19 protein-coding genes, 2 tRNA genes and 2 pseudogenes are annotated in these 23615 nt (G+C 62.1%); 16 read left to right on the forward strand and 7 right to left on the reverse strand.

Annotated elements, in window-relative coordinates; all coding sequences use genetic code 11:
* Positions 1-243: 243 nt before the first annotated feature.
* Positions 244-1788, forward strand: coding sequence for a cytochrome P450 (locus OZ10_RS21220; RefSeq protein WP_236726972.1), 1545 nt, complete (start codon positions 244-246; stop codon positions 1786-1788).
* A gap of 237 nt (positions 1789-2025) precedes the next feature.
* On the opposite strand, the pseudogene OZ10_RS10380 reads toward OZ10_RS21220, so the two are convergent.
* Positions 2026-2396: pseudogene (locus OZ10_RS10380) on the reverse strand (transposase); the annotation flags it as partial.
* A 346-nt stretch (positions 2397-2742) separates the two neighbouring features.
* On the opposite strand from OZ10_RS10380, the gene OZ10_RS10385 reads away from it, so the two are divergent.
* The 8 genes and pseudogenes from OZ10_RS10385 to OZ10_RS10420 all read left to right on the forward strand — a co-directional run bounded on the left by OZ10_RS10385 (position 2743) and on the right by OZ10_RS10420 (position 12136).
* Positions 2743-4578: an ATP-dependent nuclease gene (locus OZ10_RS10385; RefSeq protein ID WP_202903000.1), complete on the forward strand. Its 1836-nt coding sequence runs from the start codon at positions 2743-2745 to the stop codon at positions 4576-4578.
* Positions 4575-6338 (forward strand): ATP-dependent helicase, encoded by a 1764-nt coding sequence (locus tag OZ10_RS10390; protein WP_039413288.1) that lies wholly within the window; start codon positions 4575-4577, stop codon positions 6336-6338. Before OZ10_RS10385 ends, OZ10_RS10390 begins: the two co-directional genes overlap by 4 nt.
* Positions 6339-6632: 294 nt before the next feature.
* Positions 6633-7721 (forward strand): annotated as a pseudogene (locus OZ10_RS22860) (IS3 family transposase); the annotation flags it as partial.
* Between the two features lie 205 nt (positions 7722-7926).
* Positions 7927-8505, forward strand: coding sequence for an anthranilate synthase component II (locus OZ10_RS10400; RefSeq protein WP_039413282.1), 579 nt, complete (start codon positions 7927-7929; stop codon positions 8503-8505).
* A 190-nt stretch (positions 8506-8695) separates the two neighbouring features.
* Positions 8696-9328 carry a flavin reductase family protein gene (locus OZ10_RS10405; protein ID WP_039413279.1) on the forward strand — a complete coding sequence of 211 codons (633 nt, stop codon included), beginning with the start codon at positions 8696-8698 and terminating at the stop codon, positions 9326-9328.
* A 122-nt stretch (positions 9329-9450) separates the two neighbouring features.
* Positions 9451-10488 (forward strand): anthranilate phosphoribosyltransferase, encoded by a 1038-nt coding sequence (gene trpD / locus OZ10_RS10410; protein WP_039564756.1) that lies wholly within the window; start codon positions 9451-9453, stop codon positions 10486-10488.
* Positions 10489-10629: 141 nt separating this feature from the next.
* Entirely contained in the window at positions 10630-11427 is a 798-nt protein-coding gene (gene trpC, locus OZ10_RS10415) for an indole-3-glycerol phosphate synthase TrpC (protein WP_039413273.1), read from the forward strand.
* Positions 11420-12136, forward strand: coding sequence for a haloacid dehalogenase-like hydrolase (locus tag OZ10_RS10420; RefSeq protein WP_039413270.1), 717 nt, complete (start codon positions 11420-11422; stop codon positions 12134-12136). Before trpC ends, OZ10_RS10420 begins: the two co-directional genes overlap by 8 nt.
* A 385-nt stretch (positions 12137-12521) precedes the next feature.
* Here the strand turns inward: OZ10_RS10420 and crp are convergent, their stop codons facing one another.
* Positions 12522-13214, reverse strand: a complete 693-nt coding sequence (crp, locus tag OZ10_RS10425) for a cAMP-activated global transcriptional regulator CRP (RefSeq protein ID WP_029218612.1) — start codon at positions 13212-13214, stop codon at positions 12522-12524.
* A 137-nt stretch (positions 13215-13351) separates the two neighbouring features.
* On the opposite strand from crp, the gene speD reads away from it, so the two are divergent.
* Together speD and OZ10_RS10435 are read left to right on the forward strand one after the other, a co-directional pair.
* Positions 13352-14146, forward strand: coding sequence for an adenosylmethionine decarboxylase (gene speD / locus OZ10_RS10430; protein ID WP_005990692.1), 795 nt, complete (start codon positions 13352-13354; stop codon positions 14144-14146).
* A 162-nt stretch (positions 14147-14308) separates the two neighbouring features.
* On the forward strand, positions 14309-14623 hold the full coding sequence (locus OZ10_RS10435; protein WP_039413262.1) for a DMT family transporter: 315 nt from the start codon (positions 14309-14311) through the stop codon (positions 14621-14623).
* Positions 14624-14673: 50 nt separating this feature from the next.
* Here the strand turns inward: OZ10_RS10435 and coq7 are convergent, their stop codons facing one another.
* The gene (gene coq7, locus OZ10_RS10440; RefSeq protein WP_039413259.1) at positions 14674-15327 is read right to left on the reverse strand and encodes a 2-polyprenyl-3-methyl-6-methoxy-1,4-benzoquinone monooxygenase; all 654 of its coding nucleotides are present in this window, start codon (positions 15325-15327) and stop codon (positions 14674-14676) included.
* 182 nt (positions 15328-15509) lie between these two features.
* On the opposite strand from coq7, the gene rplM reads away from it, so the two are divergent.
* Positions 15510-15938 (forward strand): 50S ribosomal protein L13, encoded by a 429-nt coding sequence (gene rplM, locus OZ10_RS10445; RefSeq protein ID WP_003483082.1) that lies wholly within the window; start codon positions 15510-15512, stop codon positions 15936-15938.
* A gap of 2 nt (positions 15939-15940) precedes the next feature.
* Positions 15941-16333 (forward strand): 30S ribosomal protein S9, encoded by a 393-nt coding sequence (rpsI, locus tag OZ10_RS10450; RefSeq protein WP_005990700.1) that lies wholly within the window; start codon positions 15941-15943, stop codon positions 16331-16333.
* 457 nt (positions 16334-16790) lie between these two features.
* Here the strand turns inward: rpsI and OZ10_RS10455 are convergent.
* Both OZ10_RS10455 and OZ10_RS10460 read right to left on the reverse strand, forming a co-directional pair.
* Positions 16791-16865, reverse strand: a tRNA-Gln gene (locus OZ10_RS10455).
* Positions 16866-16917: 52 nt separating this feature from the next.
* Positions 16918-16994 (reverse strand) — tRNA-Met (locus tag OZ10_RS10460).
* Between the two features lie 118 nt (positions 16995-17112).
* On the opposite strand from OZ10_RS10460, the gene OZ10_RS10465 reads away from it, so the two are divergent.
* The 3 genes from OZ10_RS10465 to bfr all read left to right on the forward strand — a co-directional run bounded on the left by OZ10_RS10465 (position 17113) and on the right by bfr (position 18867).
* Positions 17113-17730: an RNA pyrophosphohydrolase gene (locus tag OZ10_RS10465; protein WP_039564758.1), complete on the forward strand. Its 618-nt coding sequence runs from the start codon at positions 17113-17115 to the stop codon at positions 17728-17730.
* An 80-nt stretch (positions 17731-17810) separates the two neighbouring features.
* The gene (locus tag OZ10_RS10470; RefSeq protein ID WP_039408037.1) at positions 17811-18020 is read left to right on the forward strand and encodes a (2Fe-2S)-binding protein; all 210 of its coding nucleotides are present in this window, start codon (positions 17811-17813) and stop codon (positions 18018-18020) included.
* A gap of 376 nt (positions 18021-18396) precedes the next feature.
* On the forward strand, positions 18397-18867 hold the full coding sequence (gene bfr, locus OZ10_RS10475) for a bacterioferritin (RefSeq protein ID WP_039408039.1): 471 nt from the start codon (positions 18397-18399) through the stop codon (positions 18865-18867).
* A gap of 482 nt (positions 18868-19349) precedes the next feature.
* Here bfr and OZ10_RS10480 read toward each other — a convergent pair whose 3' ends face one another.
* Both OZ10_RS10480 and OZ10_RS10485 read right to left on the reverse strand, forming a co-directional pair.
* Positions 19350-21611: an ATP-binding protein gene (locus tag OZ10_RS10480; RefSeq protein WP_052210014.1), complete on the reverse strand. Its 2262-nt coding sequence runs from the start codon at positions 21609-21611 to the stop codon at positions 19350-19352.
* A 39-nt stretch (positions 21612-21650) separates the two neighbouring features.
* The gene (locus OZ10_RS10485) at positions 21651-23615 is read right to left on the reverse strand and encodes an EAL domain-containing protein (RefSeq protein ID WP_039408045.1); all 1965 of its coding nucleotides are present in this window, start codon (positions 23613-23615) and stop codon (positions 21651-21653) included.

Raw genomic sequence — 23615 nt, forward strand, 5'->3', positions numbered from 1 at the left:
GAAGACATTGCTTACTTCAAGTGTTGTATTTGCATCTTCAGGCAGCCCTTGTACCTACTTCACCTTGTGCGTAGGTTTCTGCAATTTTGGGATCTGCTGACCACCTAGCTCGGTGACGCGGGGACAATTCAGAGCGGTCGGGACACCGAATGTTAAGGTAACTAAGTGCATCACTAATTTTTCTTACTTGGCACCGGATTTTTCCCAGATGAAAGATGGGGTCGAACGGAATATTTTCAGGCGGTGCCACGGGAAAAGTTCCCAAATTTTAGAAAAAAACTACCAAATTTAAACTCAATAGTTATCACTATTTTTTATCAAAAAATGATTACTAAATTGAAAGTTTTTGACACGAATATTACTTCGCGGCCGGCTGACATTAATAGTCAAGTAATAGATGAATCATTGCGGGGGATAGTTGTCGATCCAGGTCGACCAAGAGCCTATCCAGAGTTTTCAAAGAAGTTATCTCACCTTCCGGGGAGGAAGGGAATCTTCCCGGCCATTTCTACCGCCATATCAATACGACGTGAGGGCATTGATTATTTCAGAAAGCAACGCGAAGCCTACGGCGACATTTACCGCGATTGGCTTGGCCCCTATCAGACAGTCGTCGTCACAAATCCCGACATCATCGGCGAAATTTTTCGAAATGAAGACAAGTTATGGTCCTCGGGCATGGCCATCGGAAAAATAACTGAAGGCCTCAGCCTCGACGTTCCTCCATATAAGCGACGCTATCTGCTGGGACTAGACTTCGACCATCACCAAAACGCGCGAAAACTGGTGCAGCATGCCTTCAGCGGAACAGCGCTACAAGGCTACAGTTCAATTATTCACTCAAGCTTCGATGAGGATATCGGCGGCTGGCAGCAGCTTAGCACTGTCGGATTCAAGCAAGAAATAAAGCATATTCTCTCAAAATTGTCGGCGCGTCTGTTCCTTGGAATTTACGATGAGCGAGATGCGAACCTGATACTGGATACGACGGACGCTTTTTGGAAGGCACTTGTCTCGTTAATAAAAAGCCCCTCCCTCAATCCTAAACGCCGAAGAGCTCTCGAACTCAGAAAGGCATTGCGCGATCAGATATTCTCGCTAATTCCCGCTAGACGAGCGCAGCCAGGAGCCGATTTTCTCAGCTATCTCTGTTCTATTGACGAACGTCTTGAAGACTGGGATGACTGGGAGCTTGTGGATCTGATTCTTGGAGTCATATTTCCGTCTTTCGACACTACGGCACTGGCCTTATCCAGCATGTTTTATTTACTCGCAACCAATCAAGAATGGCAAGAACGTTTACGAGTAGAGGCCATGCTTTTGCCGGAGGATTTTAGCTTGGTTGATCTTGCGGAGATGGTTGCGACAGAGTGGGTATGGAAAGAAACGTTACGCCTGTATCCGGTTTCTCCATCTGTGCAAAGAACCTCTCTTCGGTCTACGCGACTGGGGGCATACGATATCCCAGCAGCAACTCTAGTAACGCTGTCCATAGGACAGTTAGGCTTCCTGCCCCAATACTGGGATAAACCGGCGCACTTCGATCCTGAGCGGTTCTCGCCAAACAGGGCTGAAGATAGGCGACACAAGCACATTTACATGCCTTTCGGATCTGGCCCCCATCGCTGCATAGGCGCGCAATTTTCGTCTATGGAAGTTAAAATCTTATGCGCGGCCATTCTCCGACGCTACCGGGTCGAACTTGACCGGCCCTACGATGGAAAACATCAAATCTCGCCATTAGGCGCTATATCCGGGGATGTCTCGTTAAAACTGAAGAAATTATAATCCGCTTGCGTTTGCTTCCTGGTGGGGATTGAACAGACAACCATCCTATCGGAGCTTCTGCCAACATCGCTGAGTGATGCAGCGTGTGCGCTTGCGTGGTGTCCGCCGCGTTGGTCGCGATCGGGTTGGGGCCAAAGAACTAGCGTAACCCGCGCGTTCGCACCGGTACTGCGGATACGGCGACAGAGCCGAATTGTCGACTCCCCGCAATTCAATGCCAGCTCAAATTGGAGGTCTGCGATAGCGCAGCGCACTGGCGCTCATACCGATCACTGCCAACGCACGTCGCTCGCTGGCACCACGCCCGATCCACTCGCGCACCAGCGTACGACGTGCCGATGCGCTCACCACTTTTTTCGCAGTGCATCCTTGATCAGGTCGTTCTCGAACAGCTGCTCGGCCAGCAACTTCTTCAGTCGCACATTCTCTGACTCAAGGTCCTTGAGCCGCTTGGCATCGGGCATGCTCATCCCGCCGAACTTGCTGCGCCACAGATAGTACGAGGCCTCGCTGAAGCCATGCCGCCGGCATACGTTCTTGATCGCTATGCCCGCTTCGGCTTCGCGCAGGAAGCCAATGATCTGCTCCTCGGTAAAGCGCTTCTTCACGTCCAATCTCCTCGGGGTAGGGAATTGGACTCCAAACTGCGGCGCTACTCAAAATCGGGGGGACGTCGGTGTTCCGCAGTCTTCCAGAGAAAGTTAAAGTCGATGGACTTTCGGTCCAACCTGACCTCCTGAACTTCTCCGAAGAAGAGATCATTCTTGGGACGTCGCCGGACGAGGGCTCTCGCTAATGCGTTGCCCCTCACATGGGGGTCGCTGTTTTCCGTTGTAGTTCGACGTCCCCACTAAGTAGCACGGTCAGATCAGCCTGGGATCGATGACGATTACAGTTTTCCGCGCTTTAATTCATGGATATGGCTAGGCGAAGAAGCTAGGAGTGCGTATGCGATTGAGTCGGATCGTCGTCAAAAATTTTAGAAATTTCAAATTTCTTGATGTGCGCCTGGGTGAGCACGCCGTAGTTCTGGGTGAAAACAAGGTCGGAAAGACGAATCTGCTGTTTGCACTACGACTGATCCTTGATCCGTCACTTCCTGACTCATCGCGCAGGCTGCGCCTTGAGGATTTCTGGGATGGACTGCCGCGGCCGCTGAAGACAGAGGACGTGATCGAAGTGTCGGTCGAGTTTCGAGGTTTCGAAGACGATGAAAATCTGCTGGCAGTGTTGGCGGATCACCTCGTACGTCCGGATCCAATGGTGGCGCGAATCACATACCGTTACCAGCCCGTGCCGGGGCTTGCAGGTGCGCCGCGCAGCGAGGCAGACTATGAATTCATCGTGTTTGGCGGAGGCCGGCCCGACAATGCGGTCGGCTACGATCTGAGGCGCTGGATGCCGCTGGACCTATTTCCGGCGCTGCGTGACGCTGAATCAGACCTTGCGCGATGGACGCGCTCTCCGCTACGCCCCCTTCTGGATCGTGCAGCAAAGACGGTCGATGCAAAAGCACTCAGCGCGATCGCTGGTGAGGTTCACAAGACGACTTCTAAGATTGCGGCGCTACCTGAGCTCGCAGGGGTTGTGGGCCAGGTCAACGATCAGCTCACCGCCATGGTGGGAAACAAGCATGCTGTCGAAACGGCACTGGGTTTCGCGCCTACGGAGCCGGACCGGTTAATACGCGCACTGCAAATGATGATCGACGGTGGCAAGCGCGGTGTGGCAGAGGCCAGTCTCGGGTCTGCCAATGTGCTTTATCTCGCGCTGAAGCATCTGGAACATCAATACTTGGTGGACGAGGGGGAGCGTCAACACACTTTTCTGGCGATAGAGGAGCCCGAGGCCCACCTACATCCTCATCTGCAGCGGCTTATCTATCGGAACTACTTGCAAGCGCGTGACGACGCGCAAGCCGGGCCCGGGCCGCGCAGTATTCTGCTCACTACGCATTCGCCGAATGTAGCCAGTGTAGCGCCGCTCGCCAATGTGGTCGTCCTGCGCCATATCGCCAGTGAAGGGCACACAGTCGGGCGCTCCCTCAAAGGGATTAAACTCGATGTCAGCGACCGCGAGGATCTGGAACGTTACATCGACGTCACGCGCGGCGAACTGTTTTTCTCCAAGGGCGTCATCCTGGTGGAAGGCGATGCGGAAAAGTTCTTGCTGCCGACGCTGGCCAAGCTGTATGACGAGAGCTTGGATTTTGATGCGTTGGGCATCACCGTCTGCTCCATCGCCGGAACCAACTTCGCTCCCTACGTCCAATTGCTAGGGCCAAAGGGGCTTGATATCCCGTTCGTGGTGCTAACGGACTTCGATCCTAAAAAGGAAGAGGCGAGTCAGGAGGATGCGGATCCCGATGATGCAGGTGTCACAGACAGCTATGGCAAGAATCGTGTTGTCAACCAGATCATGCAGCACTTGCTGGACAGCGACGTTTGGGACGAGGCGAACTATGCTGAGGTACTGAAACTTGCGCCGCAGTACGGCGTCTTCTTGAACGAGTTCACGTTTGAAATCGATGTTTTCAAGGCCGGGGCAGAAGACCATTTTCTGGCAGCCGTCAAGGAACTCACCACCAACAAGAAGATGCACGCACGCTTCGCGAGCCTCGCGACTGATCCTGATTCGCTCGCCCCCACGCAATTCCTCAAGGACATCGACTCCATCGGCAAGGGTCGCATGGCGCAGCGGCTGGCAGCGGTATTGATGAAAGAGGATGTCGACGTATGTCCTGAATACATCGAATCTGCGCTGAGCTATCTGAAGGCCAAACTGGCATGACCTCCACCGCGCCCCCGTATCTCAGAGCCGCGGAGGATTTGCGCGGGAACGAGGATCAATGGCGCGCGTACCAATCGACCGGGAACTGCGTCATTCTGGCTGGGCCTGGCAGCGGCAAGACTAAGACGATCACCGTCAAGCTCGCCCGCATGCTCACTGAAGACGTGCACAGCCCCCGCCGGCTCGCGTGCATTACCTATAGCAATGCCTGCGTCGGCGAGTTGCGATCAAGACTGAACAAGCTAGGTGCGGACGACGGCGATCGTCTTCTGCTCTCCACCGTGCACTCCTTTTGTCTGACGGAACTGGTGTCGCCCTACGCCGCGCTGGCAGGTATCGATGTACCGGACCCGCTGATCGTTGCGTCACCCGCGCAGGCGCGAAAGTACTTTGCCGATGCTTATCGCGAGCAGCTGGGGGGCAATGTGCCGAATTGGTTTCGCATGGCCTGCGACAAGCTGCGGCGCACAATCCCAGACAAGGGTAGTGACGAGTGGCGCGCATGGTCAGCTCGCGAAACAGCGGTGGTTGAGGCCTACGAAGCATTGCTTCTGCAGAATGGCCTGATCGACTTCGATGGTCTGGTCCTTGCCGGCCTGCAACTTGTGGAGAAGCACGAGTGGGTCCGACGTGCCATTCAGGCTAAGTATCCGGTGGTCGTGATTGACGAGTATCAGGATCTCGGCCTGCCCCTGCATCGAATTGTGTTGGCTTTGCTTAGGATGGGAACTCGGATCGTTGCCGTTGGGGACCCGGATCAGTCCATTTATGGGTTTACCGGTGCCAAGCCGAGTTTGCTGCGAGCATTGGCTCGCCTCCCGCGGATCGAATCGATCCGGCTAAAGATGAATTACCGATGCGCCGACCGCATCATTGCTGCTTCCATGGCGCTTTTGCCGGAACCTGCGGAGTTTCGTTCTCATGATGGGCGGGCCGGCGAAATCCTGATCCACCGTCTGGAGCGCAACATCCGCGAGCAGGCGGACTATGCACTTGGTACGCTGGTGCCGGCGTTGCTTGCTTCTAATCCATCATGGACCCCGGGGGATATCGCACTACTGTACCGCTCGCTTAACGAGGGGACACTGATTGCGCAGGCTGCGGATGCCCTGGACTTGCGGTATTTCCGGCTCGACAACGGCTCGCCGATCAAGCGCACTCGGTTGACCGAGTGGCTCACGGATGCATCGCGATGGTGCGCTGGCGGCTGGCAGACAGGGACGGTGCCTCTTTCTCTGCTGCTCAAAGCTTGGCGACGATTGCGCCGCTCCATCCCGCGCGATTCCGAATTACTGAGCGCACGCAAGCGTTTGATTGCGGCCCTGTTCTCACTGCGGGATGGTGCGCTTCCCTTGCATCGATGGCTCTCAGCCTTGCGTCGCGAAGTACTGGATGAACTGCTCCAGCAGGAGCCTAGTCTTGCCGATGAGAAGGATAACCTGGACGAACTGATGAGGGCTGCAGCGGAGGGCGGGCCCTTGCAGACATTCACGGTAGAAATATTCGGGAATCAGGGCAAGAGTCCGGACCAGGTCAATCTCATGACACTACACAGTTCGAAAGGGCTTGAGTTCCAGGCGGTCATCATGGTCGGGCTGGAGAACGGCGTGTTCCCCAGCAGCTACGACAAGACCGATGAGCAATTGGCAGAAGCGGCTCGGCTCTTCTACGTTGGGGTGACACGTGCCAAAACTCAGATTCATCTGACCTACGATGACGACGAATCACCGCTGATCACCTCCATCCGGGAGGCAGGTTAGATGAGCTGGTCGAGGTGGTGGGCCCGTTCGTTATCACACAACAGCGTTTATGGCGTGAGCTGCGCGTGCATGAGGCCAGTAACGTGATACCAGCAGAGGAGACTCTGATGAGCAGTTCGAACTGTCCGTTTGATGAAAAGAACTGCGTTGATCACGAGCTCTTAGGGTTCGGAACCGTTGTGGCGCACCTGTTGCTGTGGTTGGTCCAGACATCCAAAATGACCTCCTCCCTGTAGCTTAGACCAGCCAGAACTAGAAATTCGGCGACATTCAGGCCCAAGCAGGCCCGTCGCCATAAAGAAGTCGAAGTTTACCGAAGAGCAGATCGCGTTCGCCCTGAAGCAGGCCGAGACCGGCACGACGGTCGAGAAGATCTGCCGCAAGATAGGCATCCGCCAAGCCACGTTCTATACGTGGCGCAAGAAGTTTGGCGGGCTCGGCGTGGCCGAACTGCGCCGGCTACGCCAGCTTGAGGAAGAGAGCCGCAAGCTCAAGCAGCTAGTCGCGGATCTGAGCCTGGACAAGGTGATGTTGCAGGACGTGTTGTCAAAAAAGCTCTGAGGCCCACGCAGCGCAAGACGCTCGTGGGCCATCTGGTCGACCGGTATCGCGTTGGGGTTCGTCGAGCTTGCGCGGTCGTTAAGCAGAGTCGATCGGCTTGGGATTACCAGCCTCGAGATAATGATGATGCGCCACTCCTTCGACGAATCGAAGAGATTGCGACCGTCCGGGTCCGCCATGGTTTCTGGCGGATTTACGTGCTGTTGCGGCGTGAAGGCTGGACGGCCGACCACAAGCGTACGTATCGGCTGTAATGCCAAGCTGGCCTTAACCTGCGGCGCAAACGTCAGCGCAGATGCAAGGCTGCGGCACATCGCCTGGAACGCACTGTGCTGCCGGATCCCAATCAGGTTTGGAGCATGGACCTTGTTGCTGGCGCCTTGTTCAACGGACGCCGCTTCCGGACCCCGACCGTCGTGGACAACTTCACCAAGCAGAGCTTGGTCATCGAAGTGAATCAGCAACTCAAGGGCGAAGACAGTGGTGGCAGTGATGGAACGCTTGCGTCACCAACGCGATCTGCTGCAGCCCATTCAGACTGAGAACGGCAGCGAGTCTATCTCGATGGTATGGACCGCTGGGCTTACGACAACGGCGTGAAAATGGATTGTTCCCGACACGGCAAACCAACCGACAACCCGTTCATCGAATCGTTAATGGCAGCTTCCGAGACGAGTGCCTCACTGCGCACCGGTTCCTGTCGTTCAACGACGCCCGTGAAAAGATCGAAAACTGGAGGGTCGATTACAATTCCGTGCGCACTTTTCGGTTGGCGATGTCCCGCCGGGCGAGTTCGCCGCCCAATTTGCTTCCCACTCAAAGCCGAATTTTCCAGTTCTGCGAGAGCCTAACGCGGGGAGGGTCACTCGCGAAGTTCCGAAAGCTCAAGCGAACCCGTGCGAAGATATGATCCGGTTTTGCTCGCTCCCAGCAGCTCGGGTATCAAACAAGTTTGCGGGTGTCAGAGCGGGTATCAGTGAGCGGTTTCGGGCTTTGTCCCTTTTAAAAACAAATAGATAGGCCTGATATGTTGCTCATGCTCGATAACTACGACAGCTTCACCTACAACCTTGTGCAGTACCTGCAGGCGCTGGGCGCCGAGGTGACGGTGGTGCGCAACGATGCGATGAGCGTCGACCAGATCGCCGCGCTCAGGCCCGAGCGCATCGTGATCTCGCCCGGTCCGTGCACGCCGAACGAGGCCGGCATTTCGCTGCAGCTGATCGAACAGCTGGGGCAGACCACGCCGATCCTGGGCGTGTGCCTGGGCCACCAGAGCATCGGTCAGGTGTATGGAGGCGATGTGATCCGTGCGGGCAACATCATGCACGGCAAGACCTCGCCGATTCGCCACGAAGGCAAGGGCGTGTTCGCCGGCCTGCCGGACAGCTACGAGGCCACGCGCTATCACTCGCTGGTGGTGGACAAGACCACTCTGCCGGACGCGCTGGAAGTCACCGCCTGGACCGAAAATCCGGACGGCTCGGTGGAAGAGATCATGGGCCTGCGCCATCGCCAGTTTCCGGTGGAAGGCGTGCAGTTCCATCCCGAGTCGATCCTGACCCAGCACGGTCATGCACTGCTGAAAAATTTTCTGCAGCGTTGATCGCGATGGTCCTCGCGCACATGGTCGTCATCGGCGCAGCTTGCATCGGCATCCACGCACCAATGGGGAGCGCGGCTGTCTACGAGACGCTGCGCCGCCGCTCGCGGACGGGGTCGCCGACGCATGCAACCAGCGCTTTTCCCACCCAGTAATGCCTGCGCGCGTCGCAGTCACCAGAGATCGCTTCACGATGAACCAGCCCGACGACAACGTCCATTTCTATGAGCCGACCCAGGGCCACGGTCTGCCACATGACCCGTTCAATGCCATCGTCGGCCCGCGACCGATCGGCTGGATCGGCTCGCGCAGCGCCGAGGGCATTGCCAATCTGGCGCCGTACAGCTTCTTCAATGCCTTCAACTACACGCCGCCGATCGTCGGCTTTGCCAGCATCCGTCGCAAGGACAGCCTGCGCAATATCGAGGCCACTGGCGAATTCACCTGGAACCTGGCGACCCGCCCGCTGGCCGAAGCAATGAACGCCAGCGCGGCGATGGTGCCCTCCGATGTCGACGAATTCGATCTTGCCGGCCTGCAGATGGCGCCATCACGCCTGATCGCTGCGCCACGGGTTGCCGCCAGCCCGGTGAGCTTTGAATGCCGGCTCAGCCAGCTGCTGCCGCTGCAGACCGCTACCGGCCACGCCATCGAGACCTGGTTGGTGCTGGGCGAGGTCGTCGGCGTGCATCTGGCGGCGTCGGCACTGCACGAGGGCATCTACGACCCGGCCGCGGTGCAGACGATTCTGCGCGCAGGCGGGCCGGCCGATTACTACGAAGTGCAGCCGCAGGCGCGCTTTCGCATGAAGCGTCCAGGCCAATGATCGCCACAGGTGCAGCCGCTTCGCCCTGGTACATCTGCTAGCTTCCGCGCGTTCCCACACTGATCGAGCGCGGCGCACGTCGCCTGCGTAGCCACCCATCACGTTCTGCCACGGTTGTTCCCATGCCCATCACACCGCAAGAAGGCCTGCAGCGCACCATCGAACACCGCGAAATCTTCCACGACGAAATGGTCGAGCTGATGCGGCAGATCATGCGTGGCGAGGTGTCGGACATGATGGTCGCCGCCATCCTCACCGGGCTGCGGGTCAAGAAGGAAACCATCGGCGAGATCGCCGGCGCCGCTACCGTGATGCGCGAGTTCTCGCGCCGCGTAGAAGTGAGCGATCGCGAGCACATGGTCGATATCGTCGGTACCGGCGGTGATGGCTCGCACACCTTCAATATTTCCACCTGCGCGATGTTCGTGGCTGCGGCCGGTGGCGCAAAGGTGGCCAAGCATGGCAACCGCAGCGTGTCGTCCAAGTCCGGCAGTGCCGATGCACTGGAAGCGCTGGGCGCAGTGATCGAGCTTCAACCCGAGCAGGTGGCGGCCTCGCTGGCGCACACCGGTATCGGCTTCATGTATGCGCCGGTGCATCACCCGGCCATGAAGGTGGTGGCGCCGGTGCGTCGCGAAATGGGCGTGCGCACCATCTTCAACATCCTCGGCCCGCTGACCAACCCCGCTGGTTCGCCCAACATCCTGATGGGCGTGTTCCACCCGGATCTGGTCGGCATCCAGGCGCGTGTGCTGCAGGAACTGGGCGCCGAGCGCGCACTGGTGGTGTGGGGCCGCGATGGCATGGACGAGCTTTCGCTCGGCGCCGGCACCTTGGTGGGCGAACTGCGCGATGGCCAGGTACGCGAGTACGAAGTGCACCCGGAAGACTTCGGCATCGCCATGTCGGCCAGCCGCAACCTCAAGGTGGCCGATGCCGCGCAATCGCGCACGATGCTGCTGCAGGTGCTGGACAACGTACCCGGCCCGGCCCTGGACATCGTCGCGCTCAACGCCGGCGCTGCGCTATACGTGGCCGGTGTGGCCGAGAGCATCGCAGACGGCGTCGTGCGCGCCCGCGCGGTGCTGGCCGATGGCTCGGCGCGCGCGCGGCTGGACGGCTATGTCGCCTTCACCCGCCAGATCGCCGCATCGGCCTGACCATGTACCTGCCAGCACTGCGCCGGCCATCACACCGCGGCATCCTCACCAGTGCGCAGGCCTGCTGTGCAGGTGGGCGCGCAGCGACGGTGCGGTGTCGCCGTCTTGACCGATAATGCCCGCCCGCCAGGACCCGATACGATGAGCGACATCCTCAACACCATCCTTGCCCGCAAGGCCGACGAAGTAGCCGAGCGCAGCGCGCGCGTGCCATTGGCAGAGCTGGTCGCGCGCAGCGCGGATCTGCCGTCCACGCGCGGTTTTGCCGCCGCCATGCAGGCCAGCATCGCCGCCGGCGACCCGGCGGTGATCGCCGAGGTGAAAAAGGCCAGCCCGTCCAAGGGCGTGATCCGCCCGGACTTCCACCCGGCCGACATCGCGGTCAGCTACGAATTCGGTGGCGCCAGCTGCCTGTCGGTGCTGACCGACGTGGATTTCTTCCAGGGCGCCGATGCCTACCTGCGCCAGGCGCGGGAGGCCTGCACGCTGCCGGTGTTGCGCAAGGATTTCACCGTCGACCCGTACCAGGTCTACGAGGCGCGCGCGCTGGGGGCCGACTGCATCCTGCTGATCGTCTCGGCACTGGAGGATGCGCAGCTTGCCGACCTGTCCGGTCTGGCCATGCAGCTGGGGCTGGACGTGCTGGTGGAAGTGCACGACATCGACGAGCTCGAGCGCGCGGTGCAGGTGCCGGTGCCGCTGATCGGCATCAACAACCGCAACCTGCGCACCTTCGAGGTGTCGCTGCAGACCACCCTGGACATGCGCGCCGCGGTACCACGCGACCGCGTCCTGGTCACCGAGAGCGGCATCGTCACCCATGCCGACGTGCAGCTGATGCGCAGCCACGGCGTGAACGCGTTTCTGGTCGGCGAGACCTTCATGCGCGCGCCCGAACCCGGCGAGTCGCTGCGTCAGCTATTCTTCGCGCATGACTGAGTCGTTTCCCGCACCGCGCGACGATGCACCGCTGGTGGTCTTCGACTTCGACCACACGTTGTACGACGGCGATTCCGGCAGCCATCTGTTCGCCTGGCTGATCAAGCGCAACCCGTTGCGCCTGCTGGTAGCGCTGCTGGCATCGCCCATTCTGGGGCCGATGGTGGCGATGTTGCCCACCCGCCGGCGCGGCGTGTCCGGCTACGTCTGGATCGCCACGTTCGGCCTGCACCGCGCGCGCGAGTTCAACCGGTTCATCGACGCCTACGTGCTCAAGCATCAAGCGCAGATCCGGCAGCGCCTACTGCCCCACGCCTTGAAGGTGTTCACCGACCACCGCGCCGCCGGCGACCGTGTGGTGGTCGCCACGGGGGCGCCGCCCGAGCTTGCACGCGCCATTCTCGGCTTTGTCGCCCACCAGGATGTACCGGTGATCGGCAGCCTGGTCGGCCCGCGCCTGGGTGCGGTCACCGCGCGGCGGCACTGCCACAACGAAGAGAAGATGCGCATGTTGCGCGAGCGCGGCTACGCCGACATTGCCATCGCCTATTCCGACAGCACCGCAGACCTGCCGCTATTGAAGGCGGCCCGCGCCCCGGTGGTGGTCAATCCCAAGGCCAATCGCGAAGCGTTGTTCCGCCAGGTGCTGCCTGCAGGCACGCCGATCCTCAACTGGGGTTGCCGCGACCGCGGCGGCAAGGCGCTCTAAGGCCCGCTTGTTTCTATAACAGCGGGACGCGATGCACATCTGAGGGACGGCAAGTCATGCAGCACGGCCTCAGGCACAGGCGCAAGCACTGAGCAGACGCAAGCACTAGCGCCAGCGTGTCGTGGCGACAGTCAGAGCCACCGCGGTGCTGGCCAAAGCGCAGCCACCAGCACAAGCACACGGCGATGCACAGACTGCATTGGACCTGCACCACTCACGACGCGCAACGTACGCACTGCGCACCAACTCGACACGAGCTCCGCGCAGCGGCGTGAAGGGCCGCAAGCATCAGCCCGCTACAGCTGGATTGCATCAGCCCGGTTTGCCATTCTGGAAACAACGGTCGGTGCGACCTCCGCACCGACCGTGGATCGCTGGCGGTGTCTTAGCGCGTGCCGTACAGCACGACGGTCTTGCCGCGTGCATGCAACAGGCCGTCGGCCTGCAGCTTCTTGAGCACACGGCCGGCCATTTCGCGCGAGCACCCGACCAGGCGTGCCAGCTCCTGTCGCGACACCCGCAGCTGCGTGCCCTGCGGGTGGCTCATCGCCTCGGGCTCCTTGGACAGATCGTGCAGGGTGCGCACGATGCGGTCGGTCACGTCCAGGAAGGCCAGGCGGCTGGCTTTCCTTGTGGTGTCGAGCAGCCGTTTTGAAAGCTGAACACCCAGTGCGTACAGGATGCGCGGTGCATCCGGCGACAGGCTGGTCTGGAACAGCTGCTGCAGGCGCTCGTAGCTGATCTCCGCCAACTCGCACTGGGTGCGGGTACGCAGGATCACTTCGCGGGTATCGGATTCGATGAACAACCCCATCTCGCCGACGAACTCGCCGCTCCCGAAGTAGCCCAGCACCAACTCACGATCGTCATCTTCCTCGGCAATGATGCTCACCGAGCCGCTGATGACGTAGTAGAGGGTGCCGGCCGGGTCTCCTGGCCGGAACACATCGGTCCGGGTCGGATAGCGCCTGCGGTGGCTGTGCGCCAGAAAACGCTCGATGGTGCCCGCGTCCAGCGCCAGGGAAGGGGTAGCGTTACGTACCGTCGTAGTCACAACCGTCGTGTTTCCTGGGCTCATGGTAGTTCCGCGTGTAATTCCTGAAGCTTAACGGCATGAGTCATGCAAGGTAAACCATTCTCAACATCGGCATTTCGTTGCTGGGATCTTTGGCTCATAATTGACTCCTTTCCCGCTTTCCATAAGGACAGACCGACGTGGTCAAGCCGTTGCCTCGCCTGAGGCTACAGGGGTTCAACAACCTCACCAAGGCGCTGAGCTTCAACATCTACGACGTCTGTTATGCGCGTACCGAAGAAGAGCGTCAGCGCTACATCGAGTATATCGATGAGCAGTACGACGCCGATCGCCTGACGCAGATCCTGACCGATGTGGCCGAGATCATCGGTGCCAACATCCTCAATATCGCACGCCAGGACTACGATCCGCAGGGCGCATCGGTGACGATCCTGATCTCCGAAGAGCCGGTGATCGACAAGAAGCAGGCCGGCAAGGAGCTGATCTCCGATGCCGTGGTTGCTCATATGGACAAGAGCCATATCACGGTCCATACATATCCGGAAACGCATCCGCAGGAAGGCATCGCCACCTTCCGCGCCGACATCGACGTCGCCACGTGCGGGGTCATCTCGCCGTTGAAGGCGCTGAACTACCTGATCGAGAGTCTGGAATCAGACATCGTGATCATGGACTACCGCGTACGCGGCTTCACGCGCGACGTGAAGGGCAAAAAGCATTACATCGATCACAAGATCAACTCGATCCAGCACTTCCTGGCCAAGAACGTGAAGTCGCGTTACGAGATGTTCGACGTGAACGTCTATCAGGAAAACATCTTCCACACCAAGATGCACCTGAAAGACTTCGATCTGGATCAGTACCTGTTCGAAGAGCGTGCCAAGAACCTTTCGTTCAAGGAGCGCATGAAGATCGAAACGCTGCTCAAGCGCGAGATCGAAGAGCTGTTCCACGGGCGTAACCTGAGCGAGTAAGCGCAGCGAACGACCGATGCGCGCCTGTTTGCAGGTGTGCAACCGAATCAAGGCGGGACGGCCCGCCACGCGATGACCTCGCGTTCCACAGCCGACGGCGGCCCAGTGTGCACACACTGGGTCGCTTTTTTTTTGTCCGTTTTTTCTGTGAGGAGTACTGCAATGCCTTGGATCTATCTCGTTCTGGCCGGCGTGTTCGAAATCGGCTTCGCCATGGGGCTCAAGTACAGCGATGGCTTCACCCGACTGTGGCCAACCGTGCTGACCATTGGCTTGGCCGGCATCAGCCTGTGGTTGCTGACCCAGGCCCTGAAGACCATTCCGGTAGGCACCGGCTACGCGATCTGGACCGGCATCGGCGCGCTGGGCGTGACCATCGCCGGCATCGCACTGTTCGGCGACAGCGCTTCATGGTCACGGCTGGCCTGCATCGGGCTGATCGTCGCCGGCGTGATCGGGTTGAAGTTGGTCAGTTAGTCAGCCCGCTGCACGGGCCGGCGCCCCACGTTCGCCAATCCCGACCCCGGCTAGAGCCGGTAGGCCACCGTCTTCATCAGCTTGGACGCCAAGGCCATGGCGGTGGGGATGGGGGGCGGCAGCAGGCGTGCGCCGGCCTGCTCGGCCTGATCGGCATGGCGGGCTTCGTCGATCTTCATCACGCGCAGGATCGCGCGGCTGCGCTGGTCGGTTGCGGGCAGGGTTTCCAGGTGTTCGTCCAGGTGGGCTTCCACCTGGCGTTCGGTCTCGACCACGAAGCCCAGGCTCCAGTCGTCCCCGCGCAGCCCGGCCAGCGCGCCGAGAGCATAGCTGCCGGCATACCAGAGCGGGTTGAACAGGCTGGGGCGGCTGTCCAGCTCGTGCAGGCGATCGGCACACCAGGACAGGTGGTCGGTTTCTTCCTGCGCGGCTTCCAGCAGATGGTGCTGGGTGTGTGCGTCGCGGGCGACCGCGGCCTGCCCGAAATACAGGCCTTGGGCGCAGACTTCGCCGACGTGGTTGATGCGCATCAGGCCGGCGGCATGGCGGCGCTGGTCGGGTGACAAGGCGGTAGCCGGGGTGTCGGCGGCGGGATTGGGGCGCTCGGCAGGCGGGTTGCCGAAGACGGTCTCCAGCGCGCGCTGGGCTTCGACCAGCAGCCGGTCGAGCGGACTTTGCAGTCGGGTAGGGGTGGTCTGGGTCATGCAGGGATTCTGGCCCCCGGCCGACCCGCTGCCAACCGCCCGCCACTCGCGGTGGGGGCGGCTTGCGCCGCGGTGGGCTGGCGCGTACAATCCCGCCTCTTCTGTTTCGCCTTCACAACGCGTGGCAAAGTTCCAGTGGTCTTCGGCCGCTGCAATCCGCCCGACCACTCAAGAGTTTTCTCATGACTACGTTCACCGCCAAGTCCGAGACCGTCCAGCGCGACTGGTATCTCGTTGACGCCGCCGGCAAGACGCTCGGCCGTCTGTCCACCGAACTGGCCCGCCGCCTGCGCGGCAAGCACAAGCCGGTTTATACCCCCCACGTCGATACCGGCGATTACCTCGTGGTGATCAACGCCGAGAAGATCGTCGTCACGGGCAACAAGCTGAAAGACAAGAAGTATCACCGCTTCACCGGCTACATCGGTAACCTGAAGACCGAGAGCCTGGAGCAGGCGCTGCAGCGCCACCCGGAGCGCGTGATCGAAATCGCCGTCAAGGGCATGCTGCCGAAGGGCCCCCTGGGTCGCACCATGTACCGCAAGCTCAAGGTCTATTCGGGTGCCGAGCATCCGCACGCCGCCCAGCAGCCGCAAGTTCTGGATATCTAATCATGGCTATCACGCAAAACTACGGCACTGGCCGCCGCAAGTCCTCCACCGCTCGCGTGTTCCTGCGCAAGGGCACCGGCAAGATCACCGTCAACGACCGTCCGCTGGACGAGTTCTTCGGCCGTGAGACGGCGCGCATGATCGTGCGTCAGCCGCTCGAGCTCACCAAGAACACCGAGAGCTTCGACATCCTGGTCACCGCCTCCGGCGGCGGCACCACCGGCCAGGCCGGTGCGATCCGTCTGGGCATCGCCCGTGCGCTGGTCGAGTACGACGAAACCCTGAAGTCCGAGCTGCGCAAGGCCGGCTTCATGACCCGCGACGCCCGTGAAGTCGAGCGTAAGAAGGTCGGTCTGCACAAGGCACGTCGCGCGACCCAGTTCTCCAAGCGCTGATCCATCGCGTTTGCTGCGCCCCGGTTCGCCGGGGCCGCTGCTTCAAAAGCCCGGCATTGCCGGGCTTTTGTCGTTTTGGGTGATCCCGATGCGCGCGCCCGCGTAGGGCAATGGCAGGGCAGGGGCTTGCCCCAATCGCTTGGCGTGACACGACAGTAGTCGCGGGCAGGAGGGAGGCGAAGCGGCATGGCGCGCATGCGTCGGTTGGTGCGGCCGTGCGTCCAGAGGGCCAGACGGCAGCGCGGCGCTGCATCGTGTGTCATGCGCCGATGGCGGTTTCGGTTGCCTGACGGTCGTCCCGTACGAGCGCGATCAGCCCGGGCGACGTCGTAGTGCCTGTCCCGGTATCGGTTGGGTGGAGGTGGCTGCGCTGTTGGGCGCGTTGCTCTGCGAACGGCCGAGCCGGGGCATGGCGGCAACAAAAAAGGCCCGATCTTTCGATCGGACCTTTTGTGTCTGGCTGCCCCGGATGGATTCGAACCACCGAATGCCTGAGTCAGAGTCAGGTGCCTTACCGCTTGGCGACGGGGCAATAAAAACGTGTTGTCCCAGAGTATCGCACGCCTGGGCAGGCCTGGATACCTTGGTGGCTATGGGTGGACTCGAACCACCGACCCCAGCATTATGAGTGCTGTGCTCTAACCGGCTGAGCTACATAGCCTAGGGAGCCGGCAATTCTTACGAAGCATCCGTGCGTTGTCAAGCATTTCGTTTTCAGCTTGTGAGCCGGGCGTCGCCGTGGCAGAGTCGGTGACAGTAGATTTTCAGGAGTCCGCATCGTGATCGATCCGGACGGCTTCCGGCCAAACGTCGGTATTGTGCTGATGCGCAAGGACGGTCAGGTGTTCTGGGCACGACGTGTGCGCAGGGACGGCTGGCAGTTCCCGCAAGGCGGCATGAATACCGACGAGACGCCCGTCGAAGCCATGTACCGCGAGTTACGCGAAGAAACCGGGTTGTTGCCTGAGCATGTGGAACTGCTCGGCGCCACGCCCGGCTGGCTACGCTATCGCCTGCCGAGCCGGGCGGTGCGCCGCAACGAGCGGCAGGTCTGCATCGGGCAGAAGCAGGTGTGGTTCCTGCTGCAGTTCACCGGCGACGAATCCCATCTCAGGCTCGACCATACCGACACGCCGGAGTTCGACCACTGGCGCTGGGTGGATTTCTGGTACCCGGTCGAGCACGTGGTGATGTTCAAGCGCGGGGTCTATGCGCGTGCGCTGCGCCACCTGGCGCCGCTCGCGCAGAATCTGGCGGGGCCGGCAGCGGTCGGGGTCATGCCGGAGCGTGCGCTGGAGGCATGGTTGCCGGGCAGCAGTGCGGCCGGTCACGACAGCCCGCGCAAACGCCCACGCAAGCGGGGCGGGCCTCGCCAAGTGCGGATTAATAATGATTAACGTTTGGAATTGACACCTATTCTCGTTTGCGGTGCAATCGGTGCCGGTCCTCTCCGGATCGCAAGCACCCGACCGATACCGTGTACGTCTGCATCTGTAATGGGGTCACCGACCACCAGATCCGCGAAGCGGCCGACAACGGCTGCGCCAGCCTGGCCGAGCTAACCATGCGAACCGGCTGCGGCTCCAACTGCGGGTCTTGCCTGGACATGGCAGCCGACCTGCTGCACCAGGCGCATGCAACACGTGCGCTGCCGCTACCGCTGGTGGGGCTGGCAAGCGCTGCCTGAGCTGTAACCTGCTGCGTGGCGGTCAGTCGTGGCGGCGTCTCCTGGCCCGCTGTGGATCGCTCCACTGCATAGCCGCGCTATCGAGTCGCTGCCTCCGGACTTTTGCCCAAGCCAGAGACGAGGTCTCTGGGCTACGTCGTGGTGCCGTGTCTTTGACTCCAGAGTGGTGCGGTCGCACTTGCGTTGATCGCAGCTCGCGCATTAGCGAGTGATTCGCTGCGGTCGTTGCGATGACTGCCGGGGAGCAGCCCGCTCGCCCCTAGAGATGGCCTCGTTGGTCTCGGCGGGCATCACGCAACTGATCACGATTCGCGTTCCTTCATGCCTTGCGCCAACGCGTTAAAGTGCGGCCGGCTTACTGTCTCGGAGACATCGCATGAAGGGCGATACCAAGGTCATCGAGTACCTCAACAAGGTGCTCTACAACGAACTCACTGCGATCAACCAGTACTTCCTGCACGCCAAGATGCTGAAGAACTGGGGCCTGAAGGAACTGGCCGAGCATGAGTACAAGGAATCCATCGACGAAATGAAGCATGCGGACAAGCTGTCCGACCGCATCCTGTTTCTCGAGGGACTGCCGAATTTCCAGGCGTTGGGCAAGCTGCGCATCGGCGAAAACCCGACCGAGATGTTTCGCTGCGACCTGACGCTGGAGCGCGAGGCGGTGGTCGTGCTGCGCGAAGCCGTGGCGTATGCGGAGACCGTCGGTGACTACGTGAGCCGCCAGCTGCTGGTGGATATCCTGGAGTCCGAAGAAGAGCACATCGATTGGCTGGAAACCCAGCTTGATCTGGTGGCGCGCATCGGCGAGCCGAACTACCTGCTGACCAAGCTGGATGACTGAGCGCGCTGAGCGCCCGGTGCGCGCAGGACGCTGAGTTGGTGATGGTCAGTTGGGCCGGGTAAGAGCGGTGGGCTGCTGGTCGTTGTTTCGCTTCGGGCGTCTGGCTTCGCGCCTGAATTGCATGCTTCGCGCGTGGCTGCACCTCATGCATCTTCCGGTGGGAGTGGACTTGGTGCATCCCTATCGTGTGATGCGTTCTTTGTTGTTCGGTGCGTCGTCGCGATGGTTCCGCAGGCGGGAATGCGCGTGGGGGCGAATGAGTGTTTATCACTTGATGCGCTGTTGGCAGTGGTTCGCGTTGCGTGTTGGTGCGGAGCTCGGTGCGTCCATAGTGATGGGTGTGAATTACGGGTGGCTTTGCCCCGTACCCTCACCCCAACCCCTCTCCCGGCGGGAGAGGGGCTTAGTCATGCGCCAGCTTCTAGCAACATCTGACTGACGTCAGACATCCCGAATCCCGAATCCCGTAACGATGGCGATCGTCAGCCGGCTGCGCGGGTTGCGGCCTGCAGGCGGGCGACCTGGCCCAGCAGGGCGAGGCGGGCGCGGGCGTATTCGGCGATGACCAGGGCGACCATGACCGAGGGCCGTTCGATGGTGCCTGTACGCGCGGCCAGTTCGATGCGGCGTGCGGCATTGGACACGGTCAGGGCGCCGACGTTGGCACTGGACGACTTGAGGGTGTGGGCCAGGTCGCGCAGCTGCATGCTGTCGCGGTTGGCGGCCGCGGCTTCCAGCTGTTCGATGATGCCCGGGGCGTCGTCCAGGAACAGCTGCAGGATGGTGATGGTGTCGGCGCCTGCCACTTCGTACAGCTCGTCGATGACGCTGCTGTCCAGGATCGGCAGCGCGCGGGCCTGGGCGCCGGCGCTGGCGCTTTCGGGATCGGCCGGGGCTGCACCGCTGGTGGGGCCCGGGAGCAACGGCTGACGGGGCAGCCAGCGCTGCAGGCAGGCATCGAGCTGCTCGCGGGCGACCGGCTTGGAGAGGTAGTCGTCCATGCCGGCAGCCAGGCAGCGTTCGCGGTCGCCGGCCATGGCATTGGCGGTCATCGCCACGATCGGGATCGGGCGGCCGCCGCTTTCGGTTTCCATTGCACGCCAGCGGCGGGTGGCGGCATAGCCGTCCAGTACCGGCATCTGGCAGTCCATGAACACCATGTCGTAACGGGTCGATTCCATGCGGCTCAGTGCCGCTTCGCCGTCGGTGGCGGTGTCGGCCTCGAAGCCAAGAACCGCCAGCAGCTTCTGCGCCACCAGCAGGTTTACCGGGTTGTCCTCGACCAGCAGGATGCGCACCTCGCGCGCATTGGCCATGGGCGGCGCCAGCGGCTCGGGAATCATCGCCGACGTCAGTGCAAGTGCGTGGACGGGCTTGGGCTCCGGTGGCAGCACCAGCGTGCGCAGCAGCTCGTCCGGGCTCTGCCGCGGGACCAGGGTGGCGTTGTCCTGCAGTTCGGCGGGCACCGGCTCGTCGCCGTAGAGCCAGATCAGCTGCGAGCCGCTGCCGTCCTCCGCGCGGGCCAGCGCGCGATGCACGGCGCGCGCGCTGTAGCGCAGGGTGTCGTGGTCGGCAATGACGCAGCGGAAGCCTTCGCCGTCGCTGTGGCGGCGCACGCGTTCGAGCGCGTCCTGGGTGGTTTCCATCAGCACATGCGACACACCCCAGCTGTCGAGCAGGCGCTTGAGCCGCTGCGTCAGGCGCGCATCGGAGCTGATCACCATGACCCGCGCGGCATCGCCGGTGGCCTGCTGCAGGTCGCCGATGACCTTGAGCAAGGGAATCTCGAACCAGAACGTGGCGCCGCGCCCGGGCTCGGATTCCACGCCGATGCGGCCGCCCATCAGGTCGATGATGCGCTTGCAGATGGCCAGCCCCAGCCCGGTGCCGCCGTACAGGCGGGTGGTGGAGGCGTCGGCCTGGGCGAAGGAGCGGAACAGGCGCGCCTGCTGGTCCGGGGCGATGCCGATGCCGGTGTCGCGCACCTGGAAGCGCAACAGATGCTGGCCGCGGGTTTCGCCCAGGCGGCGCAGCTGGATATCGATGCTGCCACGCTCGGTGAACTTGATCGCATTGCCGATCAGGTTGCCCAGCACCTGGCGCAGGCGGATCGGGTCGCCGCGTACCAGCAGGCGCACCGATGGCTCGATGTCCAGCCCCAGGCGCAGTTGGCGGCTTTCGGCGGTGCGCTGCAGCAGCTGCACGACGCCGTCGAGCAGCTCGCGCAGGTTGAAGGTGGTGATTTCCAGCTCGAGTTTGTTGGCTTCGAGCTTGGAGTAATCGAGGATGTCGTCGACGATGCGCAGCAACTGCAGCGAGCTGCCGGTGGCGGTCTGCAGCATGTCGCGTTGGTCCAGGCTGAGCTGGCCACTGGAGATGAGCTCCAGCATCGGAATGATGCCGTTGAGCGGGGTGCGGATTTCGTGGCTCATGGTGGCCAGGAACTCGCCCTTGGCCAGCGCAGCGGCTTCGGCTGCCTGCTTGGCGCGGAGCAGTTCCTGCTCGAGTTCGCCGTGGCGTTGCAGTTCCTGCTGCAGCCGCTCGCGCGCAAGGTCGGCTTCTTCCAGGCGCTGCGCCAGCAGTTGCTGCAGGCGGGCGCTGCGATAGGCCGCCACGGCCGCGCAACCGGCAAATACCACCGCCAGCGCGGCAGCGGCGGCGGTCAGCGCGCGCCACGGGCCCGGGACGGCACTCCATTGCAGGCCAGCGCCCAGTGCTGCGGCGAGTGCGGCGACTGCAACCAGGATGCTCCAGCCGCGAAGGCGTCCTGCCTGTACCGTCACTCAGAGCACCGCGTTCGTGAAGTCGAAGTCCAGTTCCTTGCCGACGGTCTGCACCAGGTTGCCCTGGATGAAATCCACGCCGCTCATCCACATGGCGGCCGCTGCCTGCGGGTCTTCGATGCGTTGGCCGATGATCAGCAGGCCGCGCTGGTGGGCGATGTCGATGACGCCGCGCAACTGGTCGCGCACCGTGGCATTGCCATGCGCATCGGCAAAGCGATTGGCCATGCGCACGAAGCTCAGCGGCAACTGGCTCAGCAGCGCATTGGCTTCGTCGCCGGGCTCGAACTGGCTCAGGCAGAACTGCACGCCGGCGGGCATCAACCTGGCGCAGAACTGCTGCACGGTGACGGCGTGGATCAAGGCATCGTCCAGGCGCAGGTCCACGATCAGCGATTGGCCGGCCACGCCACGTTCGACCAGTGCCTTGAGCAACCAGTCGGCAAACGCGTCGCGCGCCAGCGTGCGCGGGGATTGCGACACGAACAGGCGTAGCGGCGGGCTGGCGTGCTGGTACAGGTGCAGCAGGCCCAGCGCGTGGTCCATGACCTGCTGGTCCAGATCGGCGATGCGCCCGGCCGCTTCGGCGGCAGGAATCACCTGGCCGGCCGACAGCAGCGTGCCGTCGGCCTGGCGCAGCCGCAGCAGCACCTGGTACTGCGCGGTGTCGCCGCCGGCCACGGCCACGATCGGCTGATAGGCCAGCTCGAGCTGGCCTTCGACCAGGCGCAGTTGCTCCTGCTGTTCGGCCTGGCTGGGGGCCAGATAGGTCTGCACGCCGTTGCTGCGCAGGCGCGCCTGCAGGGCGGTGCGTTCCACTGCTTCCAGCGCGCTGCCGGTATCGTCGAAGCCCAGGCTCAACGCTGCCGCGCCGATGGCGCAGCGCACGTGGACGGATTCTTCTTCGCGCACCGGGAAGCCGTTGGCAGAAAGCCGCTCGCGGATCTCCAGCGCGCGCTGCTCCAGGCCGGCTTCGTCCATGTCCACGGCCAGCAACAGGAAGCTGTTGTCGTTCAGACGCGCCAGCGGGTACGGCTGGGCGGCGGTGGCCAGACGATGGCCGGCCTGGGTCATCAGGCGCTCGTAGGCGGCATAGCCATAACGCTCGCGCAGGCCGAGCGCACTGGCGATCTCGATGAAGAACAGCCCGCCGGACTGCTTGCGCTCCAGCGCATCGGCAAGCAGCTGCATCACGTGGCCACGCGTGGGCAACCCGGTTTCCGGGTTGCTGCGCACGCTGACCTGCTCGCCGGCCTGCTGCAGCGCCTGTTGGCGTGCGCGACGGATGCGGTTGGACACCGCGGCGATCAGGTGGCGCGGGCGGATCGGCTTGGTCAGGAAGTCGTCGGCACCGCTGTCGAGCACTTCGAACTGACGCTCCGGGTCCGGGTCGCCGGTGAGAAAGACGATCGGCAGCAGGTGCTGGCCGGGTTGCTGGCGGATCAGGGTGGTCAGGCGGATGCCGTCCAGCTCGGGCATGTGCAGATCCATCAGGATCAGATCCGGGTGATAGTCCTGGATCGCCTGCGGCACGCTGGCAGCGGTCATTTCCACCTGCGCATGCATGCCGGCGCCATGCAGCACGCTCTGTGCGAACAAGGCCTGCGAACGGTCGTCTTCGACGATCAGCACCCGATACGGCGCGTCGGCAGCGATGGTGTCGCTGCCGTCGAGGCTGGCGCCAGCCAACGCCGCGGTGGGTGACGACGCTGCTGCAACGGGCGAGTGGCCGGCCTGGCTCACCGCCCGCACTGGCGCGACCATTGGCGTGGGGCCCGGGGCGGCAGCGAGGATGGGGGCGGGAATGATGGCGGCGCTCACCGGCGCGGCAGCGTCGGATGCGCCGGCGGCCTCATCGGCCCAGCGGCGCCAGTAGTCGGCCGGCGGTGTCTCGGCGCGCAGCGGGCGATTACGCGTGGCGGTGTCGTCACGGGTGGTGAAAGGAACCGGATCTCGGGCGGCCAT

The sequence above is a fragment of the Xanthomonas cannabis pv. cannabis genome, assembly GCF_000802365.1.
GTDB lineage: Bacteria > Pseudomonadota > Gammaproteobacteria > Xanthomonadales > Xanthomonadaceae > Xanthomonas > Xanthomonas cannabis.